The sequence below is a fragment of the Pseudomonas sputi genome, assembly GCF_021603585.1.
GTDB lineage: Bacteria > Pseudomonadota > Gammaproteobacteria > Pseudomonadales > Pseudomonadaceae > Aquipseudomonas > Aquipseudomonas sputi.
Window position 1 is genome coordinate 17,406 of sequence record NZ_BQHI01000011.1, and the last position, 13,531, is coordinate 30,936.

The window sequence follows — 13,531 nt, forward strand, 5'->3', positions numbered from 1 at the left end:
GACCGCAAGCGCGGCGGCGCATCGATGCGCGGGTGGAAAAACTGGGCATTATCCGTTGCGAAGACGGGCTTGCCAACCTTAGCAGGCAGGATGTGGATGTGTGGTGACAATTCGGCCGGTTTTGCCCGGTCAGTACAGATCCACCGGATCGACATCCAGCGACCAGCGCACCGCCCGGCCGCTTGGCATCTGTTCCAGCACCAGCAGCCAGCTCGCCAGCAATCGGTGCAGCGGCGCCCGGGCCGTGGCCTGCAACAGCAGCTGCGCGCGGTAGCGTCCGGCCCGACGTTCCATCGGCGCCGGCACGGGGCCAAGCAGTTCAATGCCGCTCAGGTTCTGCTCGGTCAGCAAGCGCTCGGCCTCGCTGCAGGCTTCATCGAGAAAACCTTCGGCCTGTCCCGGTTTGTGCGCTTCGGCGCGCAGCAGCGCCAGATGGGCGAACGGCGGCAGGCCGGCGGCGCGGCGTTCGCTCAGGGCCTGTTCGGCGAAGGCGAAGTAACCCTGCTCGGTCAATTGCACCAATAAAGGATGGTCGGCGAGGTGGGTCTGGATGATCACCTTGCCCGGCTCTTCTGCACGCCCGGCGCGCCCGGCGACCTGCACGATCAGCTGCGCCATGCGCTCGCTGGCGCGGAAGTCGCCGGAGAACAGCCCACCGTCGGCATCGAGGATCGACACCAGGGTGACTCGGGGAAAATGGTGCCCCTTGGCCAACATCTGGGTGCCGACCAGAATGCACGGCTGACCTTTCTGGATCGTGGCGAACAACTGGTTCATCGCGTCCTTGCGCGACGTGCTGTCACGGTCGACGCGCAACACCGGATAATCCGGGAACAGAATCGCCAGCCGTTCCTCGGCCCGCTCGGTGCCGGCGCCCACGGGCCGCAGATCGACCTTGTTGCACTTCGGGCACTGGCGCGGCACGCGCTCGACGTAACCGCAGTGGTGGCAGCGCAGTTCGCCGTAGCGCTGGTGCACGGTCATCCGCGCATCGCAGCGTTGACACTCGGACATCCAGCCGCAATCGTGGCACAGCAGTGTCGGAGCAAAACCCCGGCGGTTGAGGAACACCAATACCTGCTGGCCGGCGGCGAGGGTCTGGCCGATGGCTTGCTGCATCGGCCCGGAGATGCCGCTGTCCAGTGGGCGACTTTTCACATCCAGGCGCAGGAAACGCGGTTGCTTGGCGCCACCGGCCCGTTCGTTCAGGCGTAGGAGTCCGTAGCGACCGGTGTAGGCGTTGTGCAGGCTTTCCAGCGATGGCGTCGCGGAACCGAGCACGATCGGGATGTTTTCCTGCCGCGCCCGCACCAGCGCCAGATCCCGCGCGTGGTAGCGCAGGCCTTCCTGCTGTTTATAGGAACCGTCGTGTTCTTCGTCGATGATGATCAGCCCCGGATTTTTCATCGGGGTGAACAGCGCCGAGCGGGTGCCGATAATAATGTCGGCCTCGCCATCGCGGGCGGCGAGCCAGGCGTCGAGGCGATCGCGATCGTTGACCGCCGAGTGCAGCAGGGCGATGCGCGCATTGAAGCGTTGTTCGAAACGGGCCAGGGTCTGCGGGCCGAGGTTGATCTCCGGGATCAGCACCAGCGCCTGTTTGCCGGCCTCGAGGGTTTCGCGGATCAGCTGCAAATAGACTTCGGTCTTGCCGCTGCCGGTGACCCCGGCGAGCAGAAACGCGTGATAACTGTCGAACCCGGCGCGGATCGCCTCGTAGGCAGCACGTTGTTCGCTGTTGAGCGGCAGCTCGGGCTGGGCGAGCCAGTGTTCATGGCGTGCGCCGGGGGCGTGGCGGCGCACTTCGACCTGCACCAGATCCTTGGCCAGCAGCAGATCGAGGCTGTCCTTGCTCAGCATCAGTTTGCTCAGCAACTGATGGGCGACGCCGTGGGGGTGCTGGGCCAGCGTCGCCAAGGCTTCACGCTGGCGCGGGGCGCGGGCGATGCGCGGGTCATCGAGGCTGGCGCCGGGAGTCACCGACCAGAAGCGCTCCTGACGGGCTTCGGCCAGCTCGCCCTGGCGTAGCAGCACCGGCAGGGCCCAGCTCAGGGTGTCGCCGAGGCTGTGCTGATAATACTGGGCCGTCCATAGGCACAGCTTGAACAGTGCCGGCGGTAGCGGAGCGGTGGCGTCGAGCAGGGCCAGCGCCGGTTTGAGCTTTTCCACCGGCACTTCGCTGGTGTCGGTCACTTCCACCAGAATCCCGATCATCTCCCGCCGGCCGAACGGCACCCGCAGGCGCATGCCCGCTTGCAACTGCGAACGCAGCACGCCGGCCGGGGCCCGATAGTCGAACAGGCGGCGCAGGGGCGAAGGCAGGGCGAGGCGCAGAATGGCGTCGGGCACGCGGGGGATTCTCATAGGCGGGGCGGTGGAGAAGGGCGGGAGCCTAGCAGACGGTCGGTTCTGTGTCCTCCATCAGGAAAGCGTTCAAATGTTGACGAGTGGATTTTGGCGTGAGGCAAGGCGCTACGACGACTCATCGCTTGCTATGGGGAGGAGTAGCAACGCAGCCTGACGTCAAAAGACGCCGTCAACATTGAACAGTCTTTTCTGATGGAGGGCACCCCTGACAGCTTGCGTGATTAGCATTGTCTGGTAGAATCCGCGGCCTAATTACGTGCGGTATTCAACAATCGTGTTGGATGGCGGCACGCCAGCTGAGGAAAACACCATGAAAGCCGATGTCCACCCGAATTACCCAGAAGTTGCAGTAACTTGCAGCTGCGGCAACAAGTTCGAAACCCGTTCGACCTTCGGCAAAGCCCTGGCGATCGACGTTTGCAACGAGTGCCACCCGTTCTACACCGGTAAGCAGAAGACTCTGGACACCGGTGGTCGCGTTCAGAAGTTCGCCGACCGTTTCGGTGCTTTCGGCGCGAAAAAGGCCTAAGGCCCTTCATTCTGGAAAACCTCAGCGGCTTTTCCGGTCTGATGAAAAAGGCGTCCCTTGCGGGCGCCTTTTTTGTGTCCGCGATTTGGCTCTCCGCCGCCCAGGCCTTCTGTCCGGCGCCGGCCGGGCTGGACAGCGTCACGGTGCAGCGGGTGGTCGACGGCGACACCCTGCGCCTGAGCGACGGGCGCAATGTGCGGATGATCGGCCTCAATACGCCCGAACTCGGCAAGCAGGGCCGCAGCGACGAGCCGTTTGCGGTGGCTGCGCGCAGGCGCCTCGAAGCGCTGGTCGCCGAGAGCGACGGGCGGGTTGGACTGCGACTGGGTGCCCAGGCCAAAGACCATTACGGCCGTACCCTGGCCCACGTGTTCAATGCCAAGGGTGAGAACCTCGAAGCGCAGATGCTCGCCGATGGCCTTGGTTTCCAGGTCGCGGTCGCGCCGAATGTCGATCTGGTCGATTGTCAGCAAGCCGCCGAACGCCGTGCGCGGCAGGCCGGGTTTGGCCTCTGGAAGCGCTCTCCTGTACTGAAAGCGGAGCAGATCGAGCGCTCGGGTTTCGCGCTGGTCAGCGGTCGTGTGAGCAAGGTCCAACGCAATCGCGGCGGAATCTGGATCGAGTTACAGGACAAGCTTGTACTGCGCGTTGCACCCAATCTGCTGGATCGCTTCGCCGGCACTTCGCTGCAAGCGTTGAAGGGCAAGAGGATCGAGGCCCGTGGCTGGGTGGTCGACCGTGCTCGGCGCGGTGGGTTGAAATCAGGTCAGGCGCGTTGGCTCTTGCCGCTGACCGATCCCTCGATGCTCCAGCCGTCCCGTTGAGAAAAAATTGTAGACATTTTTTCTGTCGATTGTGAACAGTGTAGCCCTTGTGCGCCGTGGCTCTTGGCCCAAAGTCGTAGGGCAGGGCGCTTGACAGGGGTGACCGGTCAGTCTTGTGGGGACTTTGCGAGGCGCGTATCCTCGCTGACCAGTCTGTCCAACAGTAAAAAGCGGAATGCCAAAATGTCTGATCTGAAAACTGCCGCTCTCGAATATCATGCCAATCCTCGTCCAGGAAAGCTGAGTGTCGAGCTCACCAAGGCCACTGCTACCGCCCGCGACCTCTCGCTGGCCTACAGCCCCGGCGTAGCTGAACCAGTGCGCGAGATCGCCCGCGATCCTGAACTGGCCTACAAGTACACCGGCAAGGGCAACCTGGTTGCAGTCATTTCCGATGGCACCGCGATTCTGGGTCTGGGTAACCTCGGCCCACTGGCTTCCAAGCCCGTCATGGAAGGTAAAGGCGTGCTGTTCAAGCGCTTCGCCGGCATCGACGTCTTCGACATCGAAGTCGACTCCGAAAGCCCGCAAGCCTTTATCGACACCGTAAAACGCATCTCTATCACCTTCGGTGGCATCAACCTGGAAGACATCAAGGCACCCGAGTGCTTTGAGATCGAACGCGCGCTGATCGAGCAGTGCGACATTCCGGTCTTCCACGATGACCAGCACGGCACCGCGATCGTGACCGCTGCGGGCATGATCAACGCCCTGGAAATCGCTGGCAAAACCCTGGCCGACGCCAAGATCGTCTGCCTGGGTGCTGGCGCCGCCGCCATCTCCTGCATGAAATTGCTGGTGAGCATGGGCGCCAAGGTCGAAAACATCTTCATGGTTGACCGTACTGGCGTGATCCACGCTGGCCGTGACGACCTGAACCAGTACAAGGCTGTGTTTGCTCACCCTACCGAGAAACGCACCCTGGACGACGCCATCGAAGGCGCTGACGTATTCGTCGGCCTGTCGGGCCCGAACCTGCTGAGCGCCGAGCAACTCAAGCGCATGGCGGCCAACCCGATCGTCTTCGCCTGCTCCAACCCGGATCCGGAAATCTCCCCGGAACTGGCTCACGCCACCCGTAACGACGTGATCATGGCCACCGGCCGTTCGGACTACCCGAACCAGGTCAACAACGTACTGGGCTTCCCGTTCATCTTCCGGGGTGCCCTGGACGTTCGCGCCAAGCGCATCAACGAAGAAATGAAGATCGCTGCCGCCAACGCCCTGCGCGAACTGGCCAAGCTGCCGGTACCGCAGGAAGTCTGCGACGCCTACGGCGGTATCTCCCTGGAATTCGGCCGTGAGTACATCATTCCGAAGCCAATGGACAAGCGCCTGATCACCGTGATCTCCGACGCCGTGGCCAAGGCCGCGATCGAGACTGGTGTGGCGACCCTGCCGTATCCGAAGAACTACCCGCTGAAAAGCGTGGATGACGTGTTCAACGGCTAAGTCGTTGTAGCGCTTCAACCGAAAGCCCCGGCTCCTGAGAGTCGGGGCTTTTTATTGCCTGAGGGTTTTGCATCGGGCCGGCCGCATCGCTGCAAAAAACGCAGGCAATAAAAAGCCCCGCACTTCTCACGAAGGCGGGGCTTTTCAGCGGATCAGGATCAGAACAGATCGATCGGCGCCTGTTCATCCGCCGGCAACGGACTGCCCGGCACTGCGCCACTGCCGATCTCGTTGACCGACGGTGGCGTGTCTTCGGCCTTGAACAACTCGAAGTAGGCGCCCGGTGTGCTCGGCGATGCTGCGCGACCGCTGACTGGATCCACCCGCAGGCTGAGGATGCCTTCCGGCTCCGGCTGGACATGCGGTGGCTTGTCCTTGAGCGCGGCGGCCATGTAGTTCATCCAGATCGGCAGTGCCACGGTGCCGCCGAACTCCCGGCGACCGAGGCTTTCCGGCTGGTCGAAACCGGTCCACACGGTGGTCACGTAATCGGCGTTGTAGCCGGAGAACCACGCATCCTTGGATTCGTTGGTGGTACCGGTCTTGCCGGCGATGTCGCTGCGACCCAGGGCCAGTGCGCGACGGCCGGTGCCGAGCTTGATCACGTCCTGCAACATGCTGTTGAGGATGTAAGTGGTACGGCCATCGACGATTCGCTCGGCGACTGCGGGGGCTTGCGGCACGGCAGTACTGCCTGGTGCTTCGCCCGGAACCGGCGCTGCGTTGACGGTGAACGACTGGGTTGCCGGTGCTGCGATGCCGTCGGTGGCTGCGTCGCCCTGCGGTACGGTCGGCGGGTTGGCGACGAACAGCGTGTCGCCGTTGCGGCTTTCGATCCTGTCGATGATGAACGGAGTGATCTTGTAGCCGCCGTTGGCGAAGGTGCTCCAGCCGGTGGCGATTTCCATCGGCGTCAGGGTCGCGGTGCCCAGTGCCAGGGACAGGTTGGGCGGCAGGTCCTGCTTGTTGAAGCCGAAGCGGGTGATGTAGTCGATGGTCTTGCCCACGCCCATCGCCTGCAGCAGGCGGATCGACACCAGGTTGCGCGACTTGTACAGCGCCTCACGCAGGCGGATCGGACCGAGGAAGGTGTTGTTGTCGTTCTTTGGACGCCAGACCTTGTCCAGGTATTCGTCGACGAACACGATCGGCGCGTCGTTGACCAGGCTGGCGGCGGTGTAGCCGTTATCCAGCGCAGCGCTGTAGACGAATGGCTTGAAGCTCGAGCCCGGCTGCCGCTTGGCCTGCATCGCGCGGTTGTAGTTGCTCTGCTCGAAGGCGAAACCGCCGACCAGCGAACGGATCGCGCCGTTCTGCGGATCCAGCGACACCAGCGCGCCCTGCGCCTGTGGAATCTGGCTGAACTTCAACGAATTGTTCGGCTGGCGCTGCACGCGAATCAGGTCGCCGATCTGTGCCACATCCGACGGCTGGCGCGGGTTGGCACCCATGCTGTTGGTATTGAGGAACGGACGGGCCCATTTCATGGTGTCCCACGCCACGTGCTCTTCGCCGGTGCGGGTGAGTACTTGCAGGCCGTTCTTGTCGACCTGGGTAACGATGGCCGGTTCAAGGCTGCTGATGGTGCGTTGCTTGGTCAGTTCAGTGGCCCAGGCCTCACGGGTCTTACCCGGCAGGCGCGACTCGGGGCCACGGTAGCCGTGACGCTGGTCGTAGGTCATCAGGCCTTCGTGCAGCGCGGTGTTGGCCATTTCCTGGAGGGTGCTCGACACCGTGGTGGTGACGCGGAAACCTTCGGTATAGGCGTCGCTGCCGTAGCGGCCGACCATTTCCGCACGGGCCATCTCGGCGATGTACGGCGCGTTCACTTCCGGGGTCGGCACGTGATAGCTGGCGTTCAGTGGCTCGTTGATCGCGGCGGTGTAGTCGGCTTCGCTGATCTTGCCGAGTTTGTACATGCGGCCGAGGATCCAGTCACGCCGCTCCTTGCTGCGCGCCGGGTTGGCCAGCGGGTTGAAGCGCGACGGGGCTTTCGGCAGGCCGGCAATCATCGCCATCTGCGCCAGGCTGACGTCGCGGATCGACTTGCCGTAATACACCTGCGCCGCCGCCTCGATGCCGTAGGCGCGGTTGCCCAGATAGATCTTGTTCACGTACAGCTCCAGGATCTCGTCCTTGGTCAGCTGTCGTTCGATCTGCAGGGCCAGAAGGATTTCCGTGGCCTTGCGCGAAAAGCTGCGTTCGCTGGTCAGGAAGAAGTTCTTCGCCACTTGCATGGTGATGGTGCTGCCACCGGACTGGATGTGGCCGCTCTTGACCAGTTGGGTCGCGGCACGCATCAGGCTGCTCGGATCGACGCCGTAGTGGTTGGCGAAGTTGTCGTCTTCAGCACTTAGTAACGCATTGATGAAATTGGGGGGAATGTCGGCGAAACGGATCGGTGTGCGGCGCATTTCGCCAAATTCTGCGATCAGCTTGTTGTCGCTGCTGTACACCCGCAGGGGAATCTGCAACTGAATGCTTCTCAGCGCCTCCACAGACGGCAAACCCGGACTAAGGTAAAGAAACGCGCCGCTGAGACCTAAAAGCAGTCCGCAGAAAACGGCGACGATGGACCAACCGAAAAATTTCAGCAGACGAATCAAGGCTTTTGGACATCCACGCAAAGAATGAATTGGGCGACAGGGTTCCGGGCAACACACAGAACGACCCGCGCCAGCAGTAAAAAGCGGAAAAAATCGCTGGGCATTATAAGCACTTTTCCGCAGGGGGCGTCATTTGCGCTTCTGTCAAGACGGGGCGAGGGAACGCAATGCGCATTACAGAGTCCGTAACTCACGGAAAGTCATAGGGAATTGGTAGTGCTAGGACTCTTCAATAAAAAGGCCAATACGTTACTGGGGATCGACATCAGCTCCACGTCGGTGAAGCTGCTGGAGCTGAGCCGTCAGGGAGAGCGCTACCGGGTCGAGGCGTATGCGGTGGAGCCGTTGCCGGCGAGTGCCGTGGTCGAAAAGAACATCGCCGAACTCGAGGGCGTCGGTCAGGCCCTGTCCCGGGTGCTGGTCAAGGCGCGCACCGGGCTGAAAACCGTGGCGGTGGCGGTGGCCGGCTCGGCGGTGATCACCAAGGTCATCGAGATGGACGCCGGGCTGTCCGACGATGAACTGGAAAACCAGCTCAGGATCGAGGCCGATCAGTACATCCCCTATCCGCTGGACGAGGTCGCCATCGACTTCGAAGTCCAGGGCGTTTCGCCGCGCAACCCTGAGCGGGTCAACGTGCTGCTGGCCGCCTGTCGCAAGGAAAACGTCGAGGTCCGCGAGGCGGCGCTTGCCCTCGCCGGGTTGACGGCGCGGGTGGTGGATGTCGAAGCCTATGCGCTGGAGCGTTCGTTCGGCCTGCTGGCCCGGCAACTGGCCGCGTCCCAGGATCGGTTGACGGTGGCGGTGGTCGACATCGGCGCCACCATGACCACCCTCAGCGTCCTGCACGACGGCCGGATCATCTACACCCGCGAACAGCTGTTCGGCGGTCGACAACTGACCGAGGAAATCCAGCGTCGCTATGGCCTGACCCTTGAGCAGGCGGGACTTGCCAAGAAGCAGGGCGGCCTGCCGGACGACTACGTCAGCGAGGTGCTGCAGCCGTTTCGCGAGGCGCTGGTGCAGCAGGTATCGCGTTCCCTGCAGTTCTTTTTCGCCTCCGGCCAGTACAACGCCGTCGACCATATTCTGCTGGCGGGCGGCACAGCGTCGGTGCCCGGGCTCGACCGGCTGATCGAAGAACGTTTGAACACCCCGACCCAGGTCGCCAACCCGTTTTCCGACATGGCCTTGAGCAGCAAGGTCAACGCCGGGGCCCTGGCGAGCGATGCACCGGCCCTGATGATTGCCTGCGGGCTCGCGCTCAGGAGTTTCGACTGATGGCGCGGATCAACCTTTTACCCTGGCGCGAGGAGCGTCGCGAAGAGCGGCGCAAACGCTTCCTGCTGGCCTTGATCGGTGTGGTGGTCGGTTCGGTGGGGGCAGTGCTCATCGCTGATCAGATCATCAGCGGCGCCATCGCCCGGCAGGTTGTACGCAATGACTACATCGGCAAGCAGATCGCCGTGGTCGACGAACGGATCAAGCAGATCAGCGACCTCAAGGCTCACCGCCAGCAACTGGTGGAGCGCATGCGCATCATCCAGGACTTGCAGGGCAACCGGCAGATCAGCGGACGGATCTTCGATCAGTTGGCGCGCACCTTGCCCGACGGGGTGTATTTCACCGACGTGAAAAGGGTCGGCGAGACCCTCTCGATCAGCGGTGCGGCGGAGTCGAACAATCGGGTGTCCGACCTGATGCGCAACCTCGACGCCTCCGACTGGTTCGATGCGCCCAACCTCAATGAAGTGAAGGCCACCACCGCCGGACAGGTGGATCAGGCCAACGTTTTTCAGCTGACCGTTCGCCAGACTCGACCCCGGCTCGAGGAGGACGACCAATGAAGCCGTCCGAATGGCTGGAAAGCCTGCGCAATGTCGATTTCAACGACCTGGACACCAGCAATATCGGCTCCTGGCCCCCGGCGGTCAAAAGCCTGGCCGGCGGGCTGTTGATGGTGCTGGTTCTGGCGCTTGGCTATAACTTTTTCATCAGTGACATGCAGAGTCAGCTCGAACTCAAGCGTGAGGAAGAGATCACCCTCAAGGAGCAGTTCGCGAGCAAGGCGCGTATGGCGGCCAATCTGGAGCTGTACACCCAGCAGATGAAAGAGATGGAAAACTCGTTCGGTGTGCTGTTGCGGCAACTGCCCAGTGACACCGAAGTGCCGGGTTTGCTGGAAGACATCACCCGTACCGGGCTGGGCAGCGGTCTTGAGTTCGAAGAGATCAAACTGCTGCAGGAGGTTACCCAGCAGTTCTACATCGAGCTGCCCATCCAGATTACCGTGACCGGTGCCTATCATGACCTTGCGACCTTCGTCAGTGGCGTGGCCGGGCTGCCCCGCATCGTCACCCTGCACGATTTCGAGCTGGCGCCGGCCAGTCCTGAAGGCGGGCCGAAGTTGCGCATGAGCATTCTCGCCAAGACCTACCGCTATAACGACAAGGGGCAGCAGAAATGACCCCGATCCGTTTTATCGCCTTGTCGGCACTGTTATCGGTGCTCGGTGGCTGTGGCGGCGATGACTTCAGCGACCTCGACGCCTACATGAATGAAGTGCGCCTGCGCCCGCCGGGCAAGATCGAGCCGACCCCGACATTCCGCGCCTTCCCGACGTTCACCTACAGCGCCGCCAACCTGCGCAGTCCGTTTTCGCGTCAACTGCGGGTCGATCTCGCCGGGCAGAAACAGGGTTCGCGTGACGTGAAGCCCGATCCCCACCGGGTCAAGCAATACCTCGAAGGTTTCAACATCGAGCAATTCGAAATGGTCGGCACAATTGCCAACGCCTCAGGTTCTTTCGCGCTGCTGCGGGGTGCGGGCGGTGTCCATCGGCTCAAGGTCGGCGACTACCTGGGCCGCAACGACGGGCGCATCGTCGCCATCAGCGCTTCACAGGTCGACGTGGTGGAAATCGTTCCGGATGGCCAGGGCGCCTGGCTTGAGCGGCCACGCACCATTCCTTTGAAAGAGCATTCATAAGTGGAAGTCGAACAATGAACAGGATTTTCTCCACCCTCGGTTTTTCGCTATGGATAGCGCTGCTTTCGCCGATGGTACAGGCAGCCAATCTCAAGGCGCTGGACGTCGCGGCGTTGCCGGGCGACCGGGTCGAGCTGAAGCTGTCGTTCGACGGCCCGCCTCCGCAGCCCAAGGGCTACACCACCGATTCGCCGGCACGGATCGCCCTTGATCTGCCGGGTGTCGCCAGTCAGCTGGCAAGCAAGATCCGTGACCTGGGCAGTGGCAATGCCCGCACGGCCACGGTGGTCGAAGCCAATAATCGTACGCGACTGATCATCAACCTGACGCAACTGGCCCCTTACGACACCCGGGTCGAAGGCAATACGGTGTTCATTGTGGTCGGGCAAGGCAGCAAGACCGCTGCCCCGCGTACGGCGGCTCGTGCGCCGCGCGCAGCACCGGCGGCAGCGCCGGTCCGCACGTTTGCGCCGACCGCCAGGGCCATTCGCGGCGTGGATTTCCAGCGTGGCACGGCGGGCGAGGGCAATGTGGTCATCGATTTGTCCGATCCGGCCATCGCACCGGACATCCAGGAACACGACGGCAAGATCATCCTCAACTTTGCGCGTACCCAATTGCCCGAACCGCTGCGGGTGCGCCTCGACGTCAAGGATTTCGCCACCCCGGTGCAATTCGTCAATGCCGGTGTCAGCGGTGATCGGGCGACGATCACTGTCGAACCCAGCGGTACTTTCGACTATTCCACTTACCAGACCGACAACAAGCTGACCGTCAGCATCCGGCCGCTGACCGTCGATGACCTGCAAAAGCGCAACGCCGACCGCAACAGCTATAGCGGCGAAAAGCTCTCTCTCAATTTCCAGGACATTGATGTGCGTTCGGTGCTGCAACTGATCGCCGACTTCACCAACCTCAATCTGGTAGCCAGCGATACGGTGCAAGGCGGGATCACCTTGCGCCTGCAGAACGTGCCGTGGGATCAGGCGCTGGATCTGGTGCTCAAGACCAAAGGCCTGGACAAGCGCAAGGTCGGCAACGTGTTGTTGGTGGCGCCGGCGGACGAAATCGCCGCCCGTGAGCGGCAGGAACTGGAATCGCAGAAACAGATCGCCGAATTGGCCCCGCTGCGCCGTGAGCTGCTGCAAGTGAATTACGCCAAGGCCGCCGACATCGCCAAGCTGTTCCAGTCGGTCACCAGCGCAGAAGCCAAGGTCGACGAACGGGGTTCGATCACCGTCGATGAGCGAACCAACAACATCATTGCCTACCAGACCCAGGATCGCCTCGACGAGCTGCGGCGAATCGTGGCGCAACTGGATATCCCGGTGCGCCAGGTGATGATCGAGGCGCGGATCGTCGAGGCCAACGTCGACTACGACAAGAGCCTGGGCGTGCGCTGGGGCGGTTCGATCCAGAACAAGGGCAACTGGAACACCTCCGGGGTCAGCAACGGTTCGTCGACCACCATCGGCACGCCGGGCAGCACCAGCACCAACTCGCCGTTCGTCGACATGGGCACGGTCAACAACACCTCCGGAATCGGCATCGCGTTCATCACCGACAATGTCTTGCTCGACCTTGAACTGACGGCGATGGAGAAGACCGGCAACGGCGAAATCGTCTCGCAGCCCAAGGTGGTCACCTCTGACAAGGAAACCGCGAAGATCCTCAAGGGCACCGAGATTCCGTACCAGGAAGCCAGCTCCAGCGGCGCTACGTCGGTGTCCTTCAAGGAGGCGTCGCTGTCGCTGGAAGTGACGCCGCAGATCACTCCGGACAACCGCATCATCATGGAGGTGAAGGTCACCAAGGACGAACCGGACTACCTTAACAAAGTGCAGGATGTACCGCCGATCAAGAAAAACGAGGTCAATGCCAAGGTGCTGGTGAACGACGGCGAGACCATCGTGATCGGGGGCGTTTTCTCAAATACTCAAAGCAAGGTTGTAGATAAGGTGCCATTTCTTGGCGATGTGCCGTATCTTGGCCGCCTTTTCCGGCGTGATGTGGTTTCGGAGAAAAAATCCGAGCTGCTGGTATTTCTCACTCCGCGTATCATGAATAACCAGGCGATTGCTGTGAGTCGTTGATTCTGTGCGAAATTTGATTCTTGTAGGACCGATGGGGGCTGGAAAAAGCACCATCGGCCGATTACTGGCCAAAGAGCTGCGCCTGCCGTTCAAGGATTCCGACAAGGAAATTGAACTGCGTACGGGCGCCAATATTCCGTGGATCTTCGACAAGGAAGGCGAGCCCGGCTTTCGTGACCGAGAGCAGGCGATGATCGCCGAGCTGTGCGCGTTCGACGGTGTGGTGCTGGCGACCGGCGGCGGCGCGGTGATGCGCGATGCCAATCGCAAGGCCCTGCACGAGGGCGGGCGGGTGGTGTATCTGCATGCCTCCGTCGAGCAGCAGGTCGGCCGCACCTCCCGCGATCGCAACCGGCCGTTGCTGCGCACCGCCAATCCCGAGAAAACCCTGCGTGATCTGCTGGCGATCCGTGATCCGCTCTATCGGGAAATTGCCGATCTGGTGGTGGAAACCGACGAGCGGCCGCCCCGCATGGTCGTGCTCGATATTCTCGACCGCCTGGCACAGCTTCCGCCCCGTTAAAGCGTCGCTCGAAATGCGCTATCCTCGGCGTCCTGTCACAACCCGCCGAGGTTGTGGCGGATGGCGTGCGAGCGGCGTCATACCCGCTACAGGCGGCAGACAACCAATAATTCAGGGCAGGACGCCTGCTTCCATCTTCACTGTGGGGA

At 62.2% G+C, this 13,531-nt stretch carries 11 protein-coding genes; 9 read left to right on the forward strand and 2 right to left on the reverse strand.

Going from position 1 to position 13,531, the window contains the following annotated elements:
- Nucleotides 1-129 precede the first annotated feature (129 nt).
- Nucleotides 130-2,349 (reverse strand): primosomal protein N', encoded by a 2,220-nt coding sequence (locus L6D81_RS16690; protein WP_236181101.1) that lies wholly within the window; start codon nt 2,347-2,349, stop codon nt 130-132.
- 328 nt (nt 2,350-2,677) lie between these two features.
- Here L6D81_RS16690 and rpmE point away from each other — a divergent pair, with 328 nt between their 5' ends.
- From rpmE to L6D81_RS16705, 3 genes are all read left to right on the forward strand, one after another.
- Entirely contained in the window at nt 2,678-2,896 is a 219-nt protein-coding gene (gene rpmE / locus L6D81_RS16695) for a 50S ribosomal protein L31 (protein WP_236181102.1), read from the forward strand.
- Nucleotides 2,897-2,937: 41 nt separating this feature from the next.
- Nucleotides 2,938-3,720 (forward strand): thermonuclease family protein, encoded by a 783-nt coding sequence (locus L6D81_RS16700; protein ID WP_236181103.1) that lies wholly within the window; start codon nt 2,938-2,940, stop codon nt 3,718-3,720.
- A gap of 183 nt (nt 3,721-3,903) precedes the next feature.
- Complete coding sequence (locus tag L6D81_RS16705; RefSeq protein WP_007952395.1) at nt 3,904-5,172, forward strand: malic enzyme-like NAD(P)-binding protein; 1,269 nt, start codon at nt 3,904-3,906, stop codon at nt 5,170-5,172.
- 158 nt (nt 5,173-5,330) lie between these two features.
- Here L6D81_RS16705 and L6D81_RS16710 read toward each other — a convergent pair whose 3' ends face one another.
- Nucleotides 5,331-7,775 carry a penicillin-binding protein 1A gene (locus L6D81_RS16710; RefSeq protein WP_373874309.1) on the reverse strand — a complete coding sequence of 815 codons (2,445 nt, stop codon included), beginning with the start codon at nt 7,773-7,775 and terminating at the stop codon, nt 5,331-5,333.
- Between the two features lie 219 nt (nt 7,776-7,994).
- On the opposite strand from L6D81_RS16710, the gene L6D81_RS16715 reads away from it, so the two are divergent.
- The 6 genes from L6D81_RS16715 to aroK are packed head-to-tail and all read left to right on the forward strand — an operon-like array spanning nt 7,995 to nt 13,382.
- On the forward strand, nt 7,995-9,059 hold the full coding sequence (locus L6D81_RS16715; protein WP_236181105.1) for a pilus assembly protein PilM: 1,065 nt from the start codon (nt 7,995-7,997) through the stop codon (nt 9,057-9,059).
- Entirely contained in the window at nt 9,059-9,625 is a 567-nt protein-coding gene (locus L6D81_RS16720; RefSeq protein ID WP_236181106.1) for a PilN domain-containing protein, read from the forward strand. Before L6D81_RS16715 ends, L6D81_RS16720 begins: the two co-directional genes overlap by 1 nt.
- Complete coding sequence (gene pilO, locus L6D81_RS16725) at nt 9,622-10,245, forward strand: type 4a pilus biogenesis protein PilO (RefSeq protein WP_236181107.1); 624 nt, start codon at nt 9,622-9,624, stop codon at nt 10,243-10,245. The genes L6D81_RS16720 and pilO overlap by 4 nt, the downstream gene beginning before the upstream one ends.
- The gene (locus L6D81_RS16730) at nt 10,242-10,766 is read left to right on the forward strand and encodes a pilus assembly protein PilP (RefSeq protein WP_236181108.1); all 525 of its coding nucleotides are present in this window, start codon (nt 10,242-10,244) and stop codon (nt 10,764-10,766) included. The genes pilO and L6D81_RS16730 overlap by 4 nt, the downstream gene beginning before the upstream one ends.
- A 14-nt stretch (nt 10,767-10,780) precedes the next feature.
- A complete protein-coding gene (locus L6D81_RS16735; protein ID WP_236181109.1) occupies nt 10,781-12,859 on the forward strand; it encodes a type IV pilus secretin PilQ in 2,079 nt (692 codons plus the stop codon).
- A 4-nt stretch (nt 12,860-12,863) separates the two neighbouring features.
- Nucleotides 12,864-13,382 carry a shikimate kinase AroK gene (aroK, locus tag L6D81_RS16740; protein WP_011332081.1) on the forward strand — a complete coding sequence of 173 codons (519 nt, stop codon included), beginning with the start codon at nt 12,864-12,866 and terminating at the stop codon, nt 13,380-13,382.
- The last annotated feature ends 149 nt before the right edge of the window (nt 13,383-13,531 follow it).

What these genes read in the sequence shown, in the direction of transcription:
- L6D81_RS16720 (WP_236181106.1), top strand. Translation starts at nt 9,059, where the DNA reads ATGGCGCGGATCAACCTTTTACCCTGGCGCGAGGAGCGTCGCGAAGAG.
- pilO (WP_236181107.1), top strand. Translation starts at nt 9,622, where the DNA reads ATGAAGCCGTCCGAATGGCTGGAAAGCCTGCGCAATGTCGATTTCAAC.
- L6D81_RS16735 (WP_236181109.1), top strand. Translation starts at nt 10,781, where the DNA reads ATGAACAGGATTTTCTCCACCCTCGGTTTTTCGCTATGGATAGCGCTG.
- L6D81_RS16705 (WP_007952395.1), top strand. Translation starts at nt 3,904, where the DNA reads ATGTCTGATCTGAAAACTGCCGCTCTCGAATATCATGCCAATCCTCGT.
- L6D81_RS16730 (WP_236181108.1), top strand. Translation starts at nt 10,242, where the DNA reads ATGACCCCGATCCGTTTTATCGCCTTGTCGGCACTGTTATCGGTGCTC.
- rpmE (WP_236181102.1), top strand. Translation starts at nt 2,678, where the DNA reads ATGAAAGCCGATGTCCACCCGAATTACCCAGAAGTTGCAGTAACTTGC.
- L6D81_RS16700 (WP_236181103.1), top strand. Translation starts at nt 2,938, where the DNA reads ATGAAAAAGGCGTCCCTTGCGGGCGCCTTTTTTGTGTCCGCGATTTGG.